Source organism: Mesorhizobium sp. C089B, from assembly GCF_030323125.1.
In the GTDB taxonomy this organism is placed as follows: domain Bacteria; phylum Pseudomonadota; class Alphaproteobacteria; order Rhizobiales; family Rhizobiaceae; genus Mesorhizobium.
This window is the reverse complement of sequence record NZ_CP100469.1, coordinates 1,252,113-1,267,869: the sequence shown is the minus strand read 5'-3', so window position 1 is coordinate 1,267,869 and position 15,757 is coordinate 1,252,113. Positions and strand designations below refer to the sequence as shown.

The 15,757-nt window shown below is 62.4% G+C and carries 16 protein-coding genes and 2 pseudogenes; 10 read left to right on the top strand and 8 right to left on the bottom strand.

All coding sequences use genetic code 11. The features are described 5' to 3' along the window. Nucleotides 1–41 precede the first annotated feature (41 nt). The gene (locus NLY44_RS06475) at nucleotides 42–626 is read right to left on the bottom strand and encodes a peptidylprolyl isomerase (protein WP_023688625.1); all 585 of its coding nucleotides are present in this window, start codon (nucleotides 624–626) and stop codon (nucleotides 42–44) included. Nucleotides 627–701: 75 nt separating this feature from the next. Further along, entirely contained in the window at nucleotides 702–1,202 is a 501-nt protein-coding gene (gene coaD / locus NLY44_RS06470; RefSeq protein WP_023670954.1) for a pantetheine-phosphate adenylyltransferase, read from the bottom strand. Nucleotides 1,203–1,396: 194 nt separating this feature from the next. Here coaD and NLY44_RS06465 point away from each other — a divergent pair, with 194 nt between their 5' ends. Continuing rightward, on the top strand, nucleotides 1,397–1,543 hold the full coding sequence (locus NLY44_RS06465; RefSeq protein ID WP_023670953.1) for a hypothetical protein: 147 nt from the start codon (nucleotides 1,397–1,399) through the stop codon (nucleotides 1,541–1,543). A 56-nt stretch (nucleotides 1,544–1,599) separates the two neighbouring features. Here NLY44_RS06465 and gyrA read toward each other — a convergent pair whose 3' ends face one another. Further along, nucleotides 1,600–4,389, bottom strand: coding sequence for a DNA gyrase subunit A (gyrA, locus tag NLY44_RS06460; protein WP_023688627.1), 2,790 nt, complete (start codon nucleotides 4,387–4,389; stop codon nucleotides 1,600–1,602). 223 nt (nucleotides 4,390–4,612) lie between these two features. Beyond that, nucleotides 4,613–5,464: a helix-turn-helix transcriptional regulator gene (locus NLY44_RS06455; RefSeq protein WP_023806040.1), complete on the bottom strand. Its 852-nt coding sequence runs from the start codon at nucleotides 5,462–5,464 to the stop codon at nucleotides 4,613–4,615. Nucleotides 5,465–5,551: 87 nt separating this feature from the next. Here NLY44_RS06455 and NLY44_RS06450 point away from each other — a divergent pair, with 87 nt between their 5' ends. Further along, nucleotides 5,552–6,088 carry a hypothetical protein gene (locus NLY44_RS06450; protein ID WP_023806039.1) on the top strand — a complete coding sequence of 179 codons (537 nt, stop codon included), beginning with the start codon at nucleotides 5,552–5,554 and terminating at the stop codon, nucleotides 6,086–6,088. A 413-nt stretch (nucleotides 6,089–6,501) separates the two neighbouring features. Continuing rightward, nucleotides 6,502–6,696 (top strand): annotated as a pseudogene (locus tag NLY44_RS06445) (MarC family protein); the annotation flags it as partial. 24 nt (nucleotides 6,697–6,720) lie between these two features. On the opposite strand, the pseudogene NLY44_RS06440 reads toward NLY44_RS06445, so the two are convergent. From NLY44_RS06440 to NLY44_RS06425, 4 genes and pseudogenes are all read right to left on the bottom strand, one after another. Beyond that, nucleotides 6,721–7,145: pseudogene (locus tag NLY44_RS06440) on the bottom strand (OsmC family protein). Between the two features lie 23 nt (nucleotides 7,146–7,168). After that, a complete protein-coding gene (locus tag NLY44_RS06435; RefSeq protein ID WP_023806036.1) occupies nucleotides 7,169–7,567 on the bottom strand; it encodes a DUF2306 domain-containing protein in 399 nt (132 codons plus the stop codon). Between the two features lie 37 nt (nucleotides 7,568–7,604). After that, a complete protein-coding gene (gene ssb / locus NLY44_RS06430) occupies nucleotides 7,605–8,141 on the bottom strand; it encodes a single-stranded DNA-binding protein (protein ID WP_023746156.1) in 537 nt (178 codons plus the stop codon). Between the two features lie 342 nt (nucleotides 8,142–8,483). Further along, nucleotides 8,484–8,750 (bottom strand): hypothetical protein, encoded by a 267-nt coding sequence (locus tag NLY44_RS06425; RefSeq protein WP_023806035.1) that lies wholly within the window; start codon nucleotides 8,748–8,750, stop codon nucleotides 8,484–8,486. Nucleotides 8,751–8,883: 133 nt separating this feature from the next. On the opposite strand from NLY44_RS06425, the gene NLY44_RS06420 reads away from it, so the two are divergent. From NLY44_RS06420 to NLY44_RS06390, 7 genes are all read left to right on the top strand, one after another. Next, nucleotides 8,884–9,198 carry an ArsR/SmtB family transcription factor gene (locus NLY44_RS06420; protein ID WP_023670944.1) on the top strand — a complete coding sequence of 105 codons (315 nt, stop codon included), beginning with the start codon at nucleotides 8,884–8,886 and terminating at the stop codon, nucleotides 9,196–9,198. Beyond that, nucleotides 9,195–9,662 carry an SRPBCC family protein gene (locus NLY44_RS06415; protein ID WP_023696505.1) on the top strand — a complete coding sequence of 156 codons (468 nt, stop codon included), beginning with the start codon at nucleotides 9,195–9,197 and terminating at the stop codon, nucleotides 9,660–9,662. The genes NLY44_RS06420 and NLY44_RS06415 overlap by 4 nt, the downstream gene beginning before the upstream one ends. Nucleotides 9,663–9,691: 29 nt before the next feature. Then, the gene (locus NLY44_RS06410) at nucleotides 9,692–10,300 is read left to right on the top strand and encodes an ATP-dependent Clp protease proteolytic subunit (protein WP_023806034.1); all 609 of its coding nucleotides are present in this window, start codon (nucleotides 9,692–9,694) and stop codon (nucleotides 10,298–10,300) included. Between the two features lie 146 nt (nucleotides 10,301–10,446). After that, nucleotides 10,447–10,668 carry a hypothetical protein gene (locus tag NLY44_RS06405; protein WP_032893286.1) on the top strand — a complete coding sequence of 74 codons (222 nt, stop codon included), beginning with the start codon at nucleotides 10,447–10,449 and terminating at the stop codon, nucleotides 10,666–10,668. 785 nt (nucleotides 10,669–11,453) lie between these two features. After that, nucleotides 11,454–14,375, top strand: a complete 2,922-nt coding sequence (gene uvrA, locus NLY44_RS06400; RefSeq protein WP_023736557.1) for an excinuclease ABC subunit UvrA — start codon at nucleotides 11,454–11,456, stop codon at nucleotides 14,373–14,375. A 34-nt stretch (nucleotides 14,376–14,409) separates the two neighbouring features. Beyond that, a complete protein-coding gene (locus tag NLY44_RS06395; RefSeq protein ID WP_023806033.1) occupies nucleotides 14,410–14,874 on the top strand; it encodes a GNAT family N-acetyltransferase in 465 nt (154 codons plus the stop codon). Between the two features lie 28 nt (nucleotides 14,875–14,902). Then, nucleotides 14,903–15,706 carry a DUF72 domain-containing protein gene (locus NLY44_RS06390; RefSeq protein WP_023693383.1) on the top strand — a complete coding sequence of 268 codons (804 nt, stop codon included), beginning with the start codon at nucleotides 14,903–14,905 and terminating at the stop codon, nucleotides 15,704–15,706. Nucleotides 15,707–15,757 lie beyond the last annotated feature (51 nt).

Sequence of the window (15,757 nt, the reverse complement as noted above, 5' to 3'; positions counted from 1 at the left end):
GGATATCCTTTTATCTCAGAAAAACAGATTGATTTGATAGGTTACTTGTCGGCGGCGATGCGTACCTTGATCATGCGGTCGGGCTCGCTGACCGTGCCGTTGTCGGCCTCGTCACCCTTCTTGATCTTGTCCACCAGTTCGATGCCGCTGACGACATTGCCGACGATGGTGTACTGGCCATCGAGGTTCGGAGCCGGCGCGAACATGATGAAGAACTGCGAATTGGCGGAGTTCGGGTCCTGCGAACGGGCCATACCGAGCGTGCCGCGCTTGAAATGTTCGCTCTGCGAGAATTCGGCCGGCAGGTCGGGCAGGTCTGAACCGCCGGTGCCGACGGCCTCGGGGCTGAACCCCTTCTTCATGTTGCCGAACTTGACGTCGCCGGTCTGCGCCATAAAGCCGTTGATGACCCGGTGGAATGCGACATCGTTATAAGCGCCTTCACGCACCAGCTTCTTGATCTGCGCGACATGCTTGGGTGCCAGGTCGGGGCGTAGCGCGATGGTGACGTCGCCGTTCTTCAAGGTGATGATCATGGTGTTTTCCGGTTCGGCGGCGAAGGCCGAAACGGATGCGGTCAGACCGGCAAGCACGACGAGGAACGAGGCGAGCTTTTTCAGCTGCATAAGGGATCTCCGAAGGTCTTTGTTAGGGTGCATGTCGTTGCCCCAAAACCGGCATCCACTTTTGGGCGACATGCACTATTTCGCGAATTTGGCGGTGAGCGCGCCGGCAACGGCGGCCGGTACGAAGGGACGGATGTCTCCGCCCATCGAGGCTATCTGGCGCACAAGTGTGGCGGTAATGGTGCGTACCGATGGACTGGCGGGCAGAAAAACCGTCTGCAGTTCCGGCGCCATGGTCTCGTTCATGCCGGCCATCTGCATCTCGTAATCGAGATCGGTGCCGTCGCGCAGGCCTCGGATCATGATCGAGGCGCCATGCTTGCGGGCCGCGTCGATGACCAGCCCGTCAAAGGCGACGACCTTGATACGGTCGCCGTCGCGGCCAAATTCGGCCTTGGTCGCGGCCTCGATCAGCTTCACCCGTTCGTCGAAGGAAAACAGCGGCGTCTTGCCGGGATGGGTGCCGATCGCCGCATATACCGTGTCGGCGACAGCCAGCGATGCCTTCAGCACATCGAGATGGCCGTTGGTCAGCGGGTCGAAGGAGCCGGCATAAAGGGCGATGCGATCGGTCATGGGAGGTGCTTCTAGCGGGGCATTGGGCGGAAGGCAAATGCGATTGGGAACATCTGCGTGAACCTTTTCGCAGACATGAACGACAGATGAATGCCTTGATCACGAAGACTTCACGCCGCGTTCGCTAGTTTGCACTTCGGAAGATGAAACCAAAACCCGATCTAACCGTTGGATAGGCGCAGGAGAACACGCACATGCTGATCTACATGCTCGCCACCGCAATGACCGTCGCCATGCTGATCGCCACCGCATTCGGATTGCATAGCGAGGCAGAGCGCGTCCGTGTCCGCACAAAGCGGTTCGAAGGTTTCGGCGCTCGCTGGCCCCACCGTCGCCCCTGATTTATTGCTACTTTCTTGTTTGCGCCGGCCCATCGGGCCGGCGTTGTTGCTCAAACCTATTCGGTGCTGTCCGGTACGGCATCTCCGGCGCCGGCCTCAATGACACCCTCTTCGACATCCTCGTCGGCCTGCGGCTCCGAAATCCGTTCGACCGAAACCACCTTCTCGCCTTCGGCGGTGTTGAAGATGGTCACGCCCTTGGTGGCGCGGCTGGCGAAACGGATACCGTTGACCGGCACCCGGATGACCGTGCCGCCATCCGAAACCAGCATGATCTGGTCGTCATTGCCGACCGGGAAAGTCGCCACCAGCTGGCCGATCTCGGCCACCTTCGACACGTCGGTGGCGCGGATGCCTTTGCCGCCGCGTCCGGTCAGGCGGAAATCGTAGGATGACGAGCGCTTGCCGTAGCCATATTCGGTCACCGTCAGCACATACTGCTCATGCGCCTTGAGCTCTTCGTAACGGCTGTCGGAAAGCTCGGTCTCCTCGCCAATCTCCTCATTGGTGAGTGCAATCTCTTCTTCCTCGCCGGTCACCTCGGCGGCAAGCCGCCGCTCCAGTGCTGCCCGCTTGAGGTAGGCGGAGCGTTCCGCCGGTGAAGCATCGACATGCTCGATCACCGACATGGAGATGATGCGGTCGGTCTCGGCCATGCTTATGCCGCGCACGCCGACCGAATTGCGGCTCTGGAAGACGCGCACATCGCCAACGCGGAAGCGGATGCACTGGCCGGAGCTGGCGGTCAAAAGCACATCGTCATTGTCTGTGCAGGTCTCGACGCCGAGGATCTCGTCGCCCTCCTCCTCCAGCTTCATGGCGATCTTGCCGTTGCGGTTGACCTGGACGAATTCGGACAGCTTGTTGCGGCGCACGGTGCCGCGCGTGGTGGCGAACATGACGTCGAGTTCGCCCCAGCTGGTCTCGTCCTCGGGCAGCGGCATGATGGTGGTGATGCGCTCGCCCTGCTCCAGCGGCAGCATGTTGATCAGCGCCTTGCCGCGCGACTGCGGATTGCCGATTGGCAGCCGCCAGACCTTTTCCTTGTAGACGATGCCGCGCGAGGAGAAGAACAGCACCGGCGTATGCGTATTGGCCACAAACAGCCGGGTGACGAAATCCTCTTCCTTGGTCGACATACCGGAGCGGCCCTTGCCGCCGCGGCGTTGCGCCCGGTAGAGCGACAGCGGCACGCGCTTGATGTAGCCGGAATGGCTGACGGTGACGACCATGTCCTCGCGCTGGATCAGGTCCTCGTCTTCCATGTCGGCGCCGCCGTCGGTGAGCTCGGTGCGGCGCGGCGTGCCGAACTCGTCGCGCACGGCGGCAAGCTCGTCCTTGACGATCTGTTGGATGCGGGCGCGGGACGACAGAATGTCGAGGTAATCCTTGATCTCGTCGCCGATGGTGTTCAGCTCGTCGGCGATTTCGTCACGGCCGAGCGCGGTCAGGCGCTGCAGGCGCAGTTCGAGGATTGCGCGCGCCTGTTCCTCGGAGAGGTTGTAGGTGCCATCCTCATTGATGCGATGGCGCGGATCGTCGATAAGCAGAATCAATGACTCCACGTCCCCGGAGGGCCAGCGCCGCTCCATCAACTGCTCGCGCGCCGTCTGCGGATCGGGCGCGGTGCGGATCAGCTTGATCACTTCGTCGATGTTGGCGACGGCGATGGCAAGGCCGACCAGCACGTGGGCGCGGTCGCGCGCCTTGCGCAGCAGGAATTTCGTGCGCCGGCTAATCACCTCTTCGCGGAAGCCGACAAACGCCTTCAGCATGTCGGTCAGGTTCATCACTTCCGGCTTGCCGCCGTTCAGCGCCACCATATTGGCGCCGAAGGAGGTCTGCAGCGGCGTGAAGCGATAAAGCTGGTTGAGAATGACGTCGGCGACGGCGTCGCGCTTCAGCTCGATGACGACGCGGTAGCCCTGGCGGTCGCTTTCGTCGCGAATGTCGGAAATGCCTTCGATGCGCTTGTCGCGCACCAGTTCGGCCATCTTCTCGATCATCGAGGCCTTGTTCACCTGGTACGGGACTTCCGTGATGATGATCGATTCACGGTCGTTTCCGCGCTGTTCGACATTGACCTTGCCGCGCATGACGATAGAGCCACGGCCAGTCGCATAGGCGCTGTAGATGCCGGAACGGCCGAGCACGATGCCGCCGGTCGGGAAATCGGGACCCGGAATGATCTCCATCAGCGCCGGCAAATCGATCGCCGGATTGTCGATGATGGCGATGGCGCCGTTGCAGATCTCGGCCAGATTATGCGGCGGAATATTGGTGGCCATGCCGACCGCAATGCCGCCGGAACCGTTGACCAGAAGGTTTGGGAAGCGAGCCGGCAGCACCTTCGGCTCGGTGTCGGAGGCGTCATAAGTCTCCTGGAAATCGACGGTTTCCTTGTCGATGTCCTCCAAGAGTTCATGCGCGACCTTGGTCAGCCGCGATTCGGTGTAGCGCATCGCCGCCGGCGGATCGCCGTCGATGGAGCCGAAATTACCCTGCCCGTCGATCAGCGGAACGCGCAGCGACCAGTCCTGCGCCATGCGCACCAAGGCGTCGTAGATCGAGGCGTCGCCATGCGGATGGTATTTACCCATCACGTCGGCGACCGGGCGGGCCGACTTCACATATTTGCGGTTCCAGTGGTAACCGCTCTCATGCGCCGCATAGAGAATGCGGCGGTGAACCGGCTTCAGGCCGTCGCGTACATCGGGCAGCGCACGGCTGACGATGACGCTCATGGCATAAGAGAGGTAGGAGCTCTGCATCTCCTCGATGATGGAGATGGGCTCGATGCCGGTAGGGCCGCCGTCGGCGCCGCGCGGGGGTTTTTGGTCGGTCAAATCGGATCACAATCTAATCAGGAATCACTGACCGCTTATATAGGAAGCACGGCCGAAACTCCAATATTCGTGGTGCTTTTCCAATGAGGATTTCAGTGGTAAATTCAAATGGATACCTCTGATTGCGACGATTTGGCCATAACGCATTCGCCGCCGCCAGGGGCAAAAGCCTGCGAAGGACAGTTTTCCAAGCCAAGAGCTTATCTGGAGGCAGACAGACGCGTCAGCGGGTAGCCACCCGCCGGGCGCGATAGTGGCCAGGCGTCTCACCCATGACGCGCCGGAAACGGCGGTTGAACGTCGACAAATCGTTGAAACCGGCCTCGAAGGCGATTGCCGAGATGGCATCGCCTGACATGCGCAGCCGCACCGCCGCGCGGTGCAGCCGGGTTCTCAGCAGAAACTGATAGGGCGTCATGCCGGCGACCTGCCGGAAGGTGCGCAGGAAATGGTACGGGCTGGTCGCCGTCGCGCAGGCAAGCTCGGAAAGCGAGACCGGCCTGTCGGCATTGAGCTCGATCTGCCGCACCGCCTCGGCAACCCGTTTCTGGTCGCGGCGGCTCGGCGGTCGAACGCCAGGCACCGCATCGCTGGCCACAGGCAGTGCTGCGCCGGCAACTGCCAGTGCTGCGCCCGCAATTCGCAGGCCAAGCTCTTCAAAGGCGTCGATGTCGACCATCTCGCGCGCCGCTTCCGCCTCGGCCAGCAGCGATGCCAGCGCCGGCAAGGGCGGCATATGCGGCACGCCGAAGGCGAGCTTGCTCGCGCCGGGCACGTCGCTGGCGATGCGGTCGAGATAGGCCGGAGCGAAGTGGAAGGACAGGCAACGGTCGCCGGCGCCATGCTCATGCCCGCATTCATAGCAGGCGCCGACATTGCCGAGCAGGATCGCGCCCGGCGCCAGCATGGCGGCGCCTTGCCTTGTGCGGTAGCGGAAGGTGCCGCTGGTGACAGCGGCAACGCAGAAGGTGTCGTGCGCCTCCTCGAACGGGCGGTCGCCGGCGCCGGCCGTGCACAGCACGTCACAGACATACCAATCCTGCCCCGATGCCAGGTTTTGTTCGCTCGTCGTCATGGCTTGAAAGATAGCAATTTTTCCCAAGCGCGACACCCGGTCGGGGCCTATCGCTTGCAGCCTCCTGACATAACGAAGGCAGCAAGTATGATCGGTACATCCTCCTTTGCCGAAGCGCTCCACAGCGACGGCCCCAACCCCGGCCTGGCTGAAAAGCTTGATCTCTACGGCCGCTTCGTCGGCGCCTGGACATTCGATGCCACGCGCCATCTCGAGGACGGCACGGTTCTCACCGGACGCGGCGAGGTGCATTTCGGCTGGGTCCTGGAAGGCAGGGCGATCCAGGATGTATGGATCCTGCCCGCGCGGGATGCCGGCCCCTCGCCTTCTCTCGGCAAATGGACTTTCTATGGCACAACGCTGCGGGCCTATGATCCCGGCTCGGATGCCTGGCACATCTTCTGGAGCGACCCGCGCAACCAATACTACAGCCGCCAGCTTGGTCGCGCCGAAGGCGACACGATTGTGCAGGTCGGCGCCGACGGCACTGGTTCCTCGGTCCGCTGGAGCTTTTCGCGCATCACCAAGGACAGCTTCCGCTGGCTCGGCGAGCGTTCGCACGACGATGGCAAGACATGGCGTCTCGAAGTCGAGTTCCTGGCGCGCCGCGTCGCCCAGGACTGATGACGCAACATATTGCAAAAAGGTGAAAAAACATGCTTGACCATGTCTGGATCGGCGTCCGCGACACCAATTTTTCGAAGCCTTCTACGATGCCGCGCTAAAGCCGCTCGGTTATTCTGCCTCGGCCAGTCGCCAGGCTCACTGGGTTATGGTGCGCAAGCCGTCGCGCTGTGGGTGAACGACGCGGAGCGGCCAGTGCCATCGGACGAGAAGTCCGGTCTGCATTTCTGCTTTGCCGCGCCGACGAGGCAGAGTGTCGTCGCCTTCCATGCCGCCGCCTTGCGTGCAGGCGGCAGCGACAATGGCGCGCCGGGCCTGCGCGCCGTCAGACGGTTCCCACCGGCCAGGCTTTGCTCTACCACTATCGTGGCGCAGGGGTCCGGCCCGGCGGGAGGGGTCAGCGATGCCGAGTTTCGACAGCGGCGCTGGTCGGCATCATCTTCGTCTGTCTTGCCATCACCTATCTGGTGTTCGTGCTGTCGGAGCGCATCGACCGCATCCTCGGCCAGACCGGCCGCTCGATCCTGACCCGCCTGCTCGGCGTCATCCTGGCCGCGCTTGCGGTTCAGTTCGTCGCGGATGGCATCAAGGCGCTTATGGCGGGGTGAACGGCAGCCCCTGCTCCCTGCTCCCTACTCCACCGCCGTATCGACGACCTCGAAATCGTGGGTGATGACAGCCGCCTTGGCCAGCATGGCCGAGGCCGAGCAGTATTTCTCGATCGACAGGTTGATGGCGCGCTGGACCTTGTCGCGCGACAGCGCGTGGCCCGTGACGATGAAATGCATGTGGATGCGGGTGAAGACTTTGGGGTCGGTTTCGGCCCGGTCGGCGTCGAGTTCTACAACACAGTCCTCGATCGCCTCGCGGCCTTTTTCGAGGATGTGGACGACATCATAGGCCGAGCAGCCGCCGGTGCCGATCAGCACCAGCTCCATCGGGCTCGGACCTGGCGTCTTGCCTTCCGGCCCGGGGCGGTCCCCAGCACCAGTTTGTGGCCGCTGCCGGACTCGCCGACGAAGGTGCGCTCCTCGACCCATTTAATCCGTGCTTTCACGGCAATCTTCCTTTCAGAAAGCGTCACTGGCCGAAGACGACCGTGTGCATGATCCGCCCCGGCAGCAGCGTGAACACGCCGGCGCCGATCAGGGCGAAAACATACAGCGATATCATGACCCTGCGATGTTTGGCGACCCGATGCATATGCGCGTGCCAGACCGCAAGCGGCACGGCGATCAACACTAAAATCGACAAGAGATGGATCGGGCTGAACGGACCGACGAGGCGTATCTGCTGGATCCAGAAACTGGAGATGGCGACGACCAGCATCAGCGCCGCCCAGGCATAGCCGACGACACGATGACGCGTCGTGCCTTTCGGCAGCGCCAGTTGCGTAGCGCCAACGGCCAGCGCGGCAAGGGCCGCGAAGGCGTGCCATGGAATGGGAGGGCGCGCCGATAGAAGCGGTCCGAGCGACATCGCACCCTCTCCTCAGATATCGCTGACTATTGTCAGCTCAGAACGGGATTTCGTCGTCCAGTTCGCGCGACGAGCCGCCGCCACCGCCGCCCTTGGAACCGCCGCCACCGCTGTTGCCGCCGCGGTTGAAGCTCTCATTGGGGCCAGACTGGCCGAAATCCGAGCCACGGCTCGCGCTGCCGCCGCCGGCGGCATAGTTGCCGACCTGACCGCCGCCCTCGCCGCGAGAATCGAGCATCTGCAGCTCGCCGCGGAATTTCTGCAGCACGACTTCGGTCGTATACTTGTCGGCGCCGGTCTGATCCTGCCATTTGCGTGTCTGCAGCTGGCCTTCGACGTAAACCTTCATGCCCTTCTTCAGGTACTGCTCGGCGACCTTGGCGATCTGGTCATTGAAAATGACCACGTTGTGCCATTCGGTCTTTTCCTTGCGCTCGCCGGAGTTCTTGTCGCGCCAGCTTTCCGACGTGGCGATGCGGATGTTGACGACCGGATCACCGGAATTCAGGCGGCGGATTTCAGGGTCCGCGCCGAGGTTACCGACCAGAATGACCTTGTTGACGCTACCCGCCATGACACTTCTCCGCGCTCATCCGAACAAATTTCAAGTCGTTCACCTTACAGGCCGCGGACAATCCTGGCTTGCCGCGGCTGGCTTTTCCCACAAGGTTTTTGTTCCCTTTTCGTTCCTATACTGTTAACCAGGGATTGTCAAGGAATGGCAGCAATCGCCGACGCGGGCGCGTGGATTTAGCTGACACGCAGCGGCGAGAAGCGGTGTCGTCAGCGCCGTTTTTTCACTGGTCGCAACGGACCGAAAAAGCCGCTCCACTCCATGCCCATGGCATGGGCGCGCTGTGCGATCACGGTTGGGGCCGACATCAGCCCGACTGCAAGTTCAGATTTCAGAGCCGGGTCATTCAGCAATTTCCCGATCGCGCCCGTGCCACCAGACCTGAGCGACGAGCGCCGCTACCACCGCGATCAGGCCCCAGGTCCCCAATCCTTCGCCGAAGATGTAAATCCCGTATGGCGGCGATAGCGCCGTACCCAACTTGGCCAACAAGATCACGGCCACGAAACCGATGACGGCGATGGCGCCTATACCGAGGACGAGGCGGCGATAGAGCCTCAGAGCCTCGTTGAGGTTCTCGGCGGACGAAAGATCGACGTTGGAATTCATAAATACTACTCCTGCCTCGCGATGATCGGCCCATCTTGTTCCCCGTGGATTAGAGGCCCGGCAGGATCCAATCAATACCGGGCATTCAAAACACCCCTTGCCAAATCGATAAGTATCGACTTATGCTTTTGCCATGATCGAAGCAGAGATTTTTCGCGCCCTGGCCGACCCGACGCGACGCGCCGTCTACGAGCGGCTGACTTCCGGCGAGATGAGCGTGTCGGAGTTGCGCACTGGCATGAGCGTGTCGCAGCCGGCGGTGTCGCAGCACCTTGCCGTGCTGCGCGGCGCAGGCCTGGTCAGCGAAAGACGCGCCGGCCGCAACGCCTACTATCGCGCCGATCCGCAAGGGCTCGAGCCGCTGCTCGGCTGGATCGAACGCTATCGCGCATTCTGGCCGGAGCGCATCGAAAGACTGAAGGCCGTTTTGAAGGACATGGACCAATGACCGACGAAAAGCAGACGCAGACCGCCAAGGATGCCCTCGCCTTCGAATGCGATCTGCCGGACGCACCGGAAAAAGTGTGGCGGGCACTGACCGTGCCGGACCTCTTGGCGGAATGGATGATGCCGAACGACATCAATCCGGAAACCGGCAGCCGCTTTGCCTTTGCCGGGCCTGAGAAGCCGATCGAGTGCGAAGTGCTCGATGCCGAACCGGGGCGCCTGCTGCGCTATTCCTGGCGCGAGCGTTCCGGCGACGCCAACCGCGAGGAGCTGGAGAGCATCGTCACCTTCACACTCGCCCGCACCGTTTCCGGCGGCACGCATCTGCGCATCGTCCATGACGGGTTTGTCCTGACGCCTGCGGTCGCGATGGCCGGCGCCGGCTGCCGGCTCTGGCTGCGCGCATACAAGCCCAAACCGCCTGTCGCCGCCAACGCGCCACGCCTGTTGCTGCGCGCTGCCTGACCCGGAAAAATCAAAACGGAGACAATGAGATGAGCGGCTTTGCCAATCTGGTGCCGATGGTGATCGAGCAATCGAGCCGCGGCGAACGTGCCTTCGACATTTTCTCGCGGCTGCTGCGCGAGCGCATCATCTTCGTGAATGGCGAGATCAATGACGGCATGTCGGCGCTGGTCTGCGCCCAGCTCCTGTCGCTGGAATCGGACAATCCCGACAGGGAGATCTCGCTCTACATCAACTCGCCGGGCGGCGTGGTGACCAGCGGCTTCGCCATCTACGACACGATGCAATATGTCAGCTGCCCGGTGTCGACCGTGTGCATGGGCTTTGCCGCGTCGATGGCCTCCTTCCTGCTGATGGCGGGAACGCCGGGGCGGCGCATCGCGCTGCCCAATGCCAGCATCGTGCTGCACCAGCCTCTGGGCGGCTTCCAGGGCCAGGCCTCCGACATCCAGCGCCATGCCGAAGGCATTTTGCGCACCAAGCGGCACATGGCCGACCTCTACGCTCACCATTGCGGCCGCACCCACGAAGAGGTCGAACGCACGCTTGACCGCGATTTCTTCATGACCGCGAAGGAGGCCAAGGACTGGGGCCTCGTCGACCACGTCTTCGACACTCGCAAGCAGGCAGCGGCTTGATCACCGTATCGAATGCAGGCCGGTGTTCCCTCAATTTCAACGCCGCTGGTCTGGCCTCGCCTTGAGCGCGGCACTATAGTCTTGCCATGCGCTACCACCTGAACAGACTGACCATAGCCATTGCCATCACGGCGGCGACATCGAGCATGGCCTTTGCCGGGGGCAGCACCAGCACGTCGCGGAAAGGCGCCCTGCCCGGCGTGACCGGCGACTACCGCATCGCCAAGCCCGCGCCGCGGCCGGAGCCGGACGACGCGCTGCCTGCCGGCGAGAACGGCACGTTCAAGATCGGCGACACCGATGTCAAGATTTCCGGCAGCATCACTGTCGATGTCGGCACGGGTGGGATCAAGCCGCCGCGCCGGTAGCCCCTTCTCCCAGCTACTATACGGGAGAGAAAGCCTGCGTCGACGACTTCCTCGCAAACGAACAGCCCCGCCGTTGCTTCCGCAAACGGTCGGGGCTTTTTTTGGATTTCAAATCCAAACTGCCGGTAGTGTTATACCGACTTTGATTTCGGATGCTTCGCGGCATTCAGCCGACGATCCGACTAGCCGTCTCTGATTTTTGTGGGATTCGGCAGGTCACGGTTTGTCTGGTGGTTTGTTGGACTGACGCGATGCGTTCGTTGGGACGCATACACTCCAATGCCTTGAAACTACCTGGCACTTATGCCCGCCGCGGCTCCACTAGCAGGTGGAGCCTCAAGGGACTATCCGGTGGCGTCATGCTCCGCTCCTATGTCCGTTGCGACTGGTGTCAATCCGAAGCACAAATCGCAAAAACCTGCGGCGTCTCGCAGGCCGCTATGGGCGGCGAGGCCATCAAAGACGGCCGGCTCCGTTGACTCCGGCAGAGTGCGCCCCTGATTCGACGACGTCAACCTTGAATAGCCGGTTACGGAAAATGTGATCGTCGGGAGCTTACGTCAGGGTCAGTTTCTGAAACACCCTTGTCAGTTTCTGCACACAGCTTTGTCAGGAGCGTGTTCGGTCTTTGTTCTTTCCGCTTGCCCGTTCGCGCGAAAGACGGTTAAACGGCTTTGGTCGAGAAGTGTGGCGTCTCTCGACTTGGCGGCAAAAATACCTACATAGGGAATGGCCGGGAAAACCCGCCGATCCCACTGACACCAGACCTGAGGCGGCGACCGGCGATGGCCGACCATAAATACCTTTCCATTCGCGGGGCACGCGAACACAACCTAAAGAATGTCGATCTCGACCTGCCGCGTGACAGCCTGATCGTCATGACCGGCCTGTCGGGCTCCGGCAAATCGTCGCTTGCTTTCGACACCATCTATGCCGAGGGCCAGCGCCGTTACGTCGAGAGCCTGTCGGCTTATGCGCGCCAGTTCCTCGAAATGATGCAGAAGCCGGATGTCGACCAGATCGACGGCCTGTCGCCGGCCATCTCGATCGAGCAGAAGACCACGTCGAAGAACCCGCGTTCGACGGTCGGCACCGTCACCGAGATCTACGACTACATGCGCTTGCTGTTCGCGCGCGTCGGCATCCCCTATTCGCCGGCGACCGGCCTGCCGATCGAGAGCCAGACGGTTTCACAGATGGTCGACCGGGTGCTGGCGGTCGAGGAAGGCACGCGCCTTTTCCTGCTGGCGCCGATCGTGCGCGGCCGCAAGGGCGAGTATCGCAAGGAACTGCTGGAGCTGCAGAAGAAGGGCTTTCAGCGCGTCAAGGTCGACGGCGTCTTCTATGAGATCGCCGATGTGCCGGCGTTGGACAAGAAGTACAAGCACGACATCGACGTCGTCGTCGACCGCATCGTCGTGCGCGGCGACCTGGCGACACGGCTTGCCGATTCCATCGAAACGGCGCTGAAGCTCGCCGAAGGGCTGGCGGTGGCCGAGTTCGCCGACCGGCCGCTCGACGCCAGCCAGACCGGCGAGGACTCGGTCAACAAATCGAAGAACGAGACGCATGAGCGCATCCTGTTCTCGGAAAAATTCGCCTGCCCGGTTTCCGGCTTCACCATTCCGGAGATCGAGCCCAGGCTGTTCTCGTTCAACAACCCGTTCGGCGCCTGCCCGACCTGCGACGGCCTCGGCAATCAGCGCGCCATCGACGCCAGCCTGATCGTGCCGGACGAAAACGTCTCGCTGCGCGACGGCGCCGTCAGCCCGTGGGCGAAATCGACCTCGCCCTATTATGCGCAGACGCTGGAAGCGCTGGGCAAGGCATACGGCTTCAAGCTCGGCGACAAGTTCAAAGACCTGACCGAAGAGGCCAAGGAAGCCGTCCTGCGCGGCACCGGCGAGCGCGAGGTCACCTTCCAATATGATGACGGCCTGCGCTCCTACAAGACCACCAAGACGTTCGAGGGCGTCATTCCCAATCTCGAACGGCGGTGGAAGGAAACCGAATCCGCCTGGATGCGCGAGGAGATCGAGCGCTTCATGTCGGCGACGCCCTGCCCGGTCTGCAAGGGATACCGGCTGAAGCCGGAAGCGCTGGCGGTGAAGATCGCCGGCAAGCATATCGGCGAAGTCACAGAGCTGTCGATCCGCAAGGCCGACCAGTGGTTCACCGAACTGCCGCCACATCTCAACGACCAGCAGAACGAGATCGCGGTGCGCGTTCTCAAGGAAATCCGTGACCGCCTGCGCTTCCTCAACGATGTCGGCCTCGACTATCTGACGCTGTCGCGCAATTCCGGCACGCTGTCGGGCGGCGAGAGCCAGCGCATAAGGCTGGCGTCGCAGATCGGCTCCGGCCTCACCGGCGTGCTCTATGTGCTGGACGAGCCGTCGATCGGCCTGCACCAGCGCGACAATGCCCGCCTGCTCGACACGCTCAAGCATCTGCGCGACATCGGCAACACGGTGATCGTCGTCGAGCATGACGAGGACGCCATCCTGCATGCCGATTATGTCGTAGACATGGGTCCGGCCGCCGGCATTCATGGCGGCGAGATCATCGCCCAGGGCACGCCGCAGCAGGTGATGGCCAATCCCAACTCGATCACCGGTAAATATCTGTCGGGCGCGCTCGAAGTCGCCACGCCCGGTGTCAGGCGCGAGGCCAAGAAGAACCGCCGGCTGAAGATCGTCGGCGCGCGCGGCAACAATCTCAAGAACGTCACTGCCGAAATCCCGCTCGGCACCTTCACCGCCGTCACCGGCGTGTCTGGCGGCGGCAAATCGACCTTCCTGATCGAGACTTTGTTCAAGGCGGCGTCGCGCCGCATCATGGGCTCGCGCGAGCATCCGGCCGATCACGACCGCATCGAGGGCCTCGAATTCCTCGACAAGGTCATCGACATCGACCAGTCGCCGATCGGCCGCACACCGCGTTCGAACCCGGCCACCTACACCGGCGCCTTCACACCGATCCGCGACTGGTTCGCCGGGTTGCCCGAGGCCAAGGCCCGCGGCTATCAGCCGGGCCGCTTCTCCTTCAACGTGAAGGGCGGCCGCTGCGAGGCCTGCCAGGGCGACGGCGTCATCAAGATCGAGATGCACTTCCTGCCCGACGTCTACGTCACGTGCGACGTCTGCCACGGCAAGCGCTACAACCGCGAGACGCTGGATGTCGTGTTCAAGGGCAAGTCGATCGCGGACGTCCTGGACATGACGGTCGAGGAAGGCGTCGATTTCTTTGCCGCCGTGCCCGGGGTGCGCGACAAGCTGGAGACGCTGAAGCAGGTCGGCCTCGGCTACATCCATATCGGCCAGCAGGCGACGACGCTGTCGGGCGGCGAGGCGCAGCGCATCAAGCTCGCCAAGGAATTGTCGCGCAAGGCGACCGGCAAGACGCTCTACATCCTCGACGAGCCGACCACCGGCCTGCACTTCCACGACGTCGCCAAGTTGCTGGAAGTGCTTCACGAACTGGTCGACCAGGGCAACACGGTGGTGGTCATCGAGCACAATCTCGAAGTCATCAAGACCGCCGACTGGGTGCTCGACCTCGGCCCCGAAGGCGGCGATGGCGGTGGCGAACTGGTGGCACAGGGCACACCGGAAGCCATCGTGCGCGAAAAGCGCAGCTACACCGGCCAGTTCCTGAAGGAGCTTTTGGAGCGGCGGCCCGGAGGCAAGCGCGAAGCGGCGGAGTAACTGACAGACCGGTCGGGCGCCTGGAGAGCTTTGAATGACAGTCCGACAGGCGCTTGCCGGTGATCTCGACGCAGTCGTCTCGCTGACGCAGACCGCCTATGAGCACTACACGCCCTTGTTAGGCGCGCCGCCGCTCCCAGTCACCGAGGACTATGCGCCACGCATCGAGCGTGGCGAGGTCTGGCTCTTGGAGAGCGGCGCGGAACTCGCCGGGCTGATCGTTATTGAGCGCCATCCCGATCATGCGATGATCTTCAGCGTCGCGGTCTCCCCCGCTTTCCAGGGCAGGAAACTCGGCACCGCGCTGCTCGACTTCGCCCAGGAACAGGCGCGGCTATGGGGTGTGCCGGAGGTGCGGCTCTACACCAATTCGCGCATGGAGCGGAACATCGAGATCTATACGGCCTATGGCTTCCACGAAATGGGCCGCCGAGCCAATCCCCACCGTCCCGGATGGACCGCGGTCGACATGATCAAACCGGTTGGAAAAATAGCCTGACCGCATTTTTAGAACTGGGAGGAAGACGATGATCAGCCAAGGAACAATCCGCGCCGGGATGGGCGGCTGGACTTTCGAACCCTGGGATACGTCCTTCTACCCGGACAAGCTTTCCAAGGCCAAACAGCTGAGTTACGCCACCCGCCAGGTACCGAGCATCGAGGTCAACGGCACCTACTATTCCAGCTTCAAGGAGCCGACCTTCGTCAAATGGGCGGGCGAGGCGCCGGACGGTTTCGTCTATTCGCTGAAGGGCAATCGCTTCGTCACCAACCGCCGCGTGCTTGGCGAAGCCGGCGAGTCCATGACGCGCTTCCTCGGCTCCGGCATTGCCGCGCTGGGCGACAAGCTGGGCCCGATCCTGTGGCAGTTCGCGCCGACGAAAAAGTTCGACGCCGACGATTTCGAGGCCTTCCTGAAGCTGCTGCCGGAAAAGCAGGATGGCGTGGCGCTGCGCCATGCGCTGGAAGTGCGCAACGACAGTTTCAGCGTGCCGGAATTTGTGGGCCTGGCGCGCAAATACAAGGCGGCAATCGTCTATGCCGACCATGCCAAATATCCTGGTATCGCCGACATCACCGGCGATTTTATCTATGCGCGGCTGCAGACCGGCAGCGACGACAATCCGGATTGCTATACGCCGAATGGCCTGGACGAATGGGCAGCGCGGGTGAAGACCTGGGCGCAAGGCAAGCAGCCGGCCGATCTGCGGCGCGCCGATCCGACTTTCGACGCGCCGGTGAAACCGCGCGATGTGTTCGTCTACTTCATCACCGAGGGCAAGGTGCGCGCGCCGTTCGGCGCCATGGCGCTGATGAAGCGGGTGAGCTGATCGGTTAAAGCGCGTCGCGCTGAAACGGATTCATACGCCGCGATTTAAGTC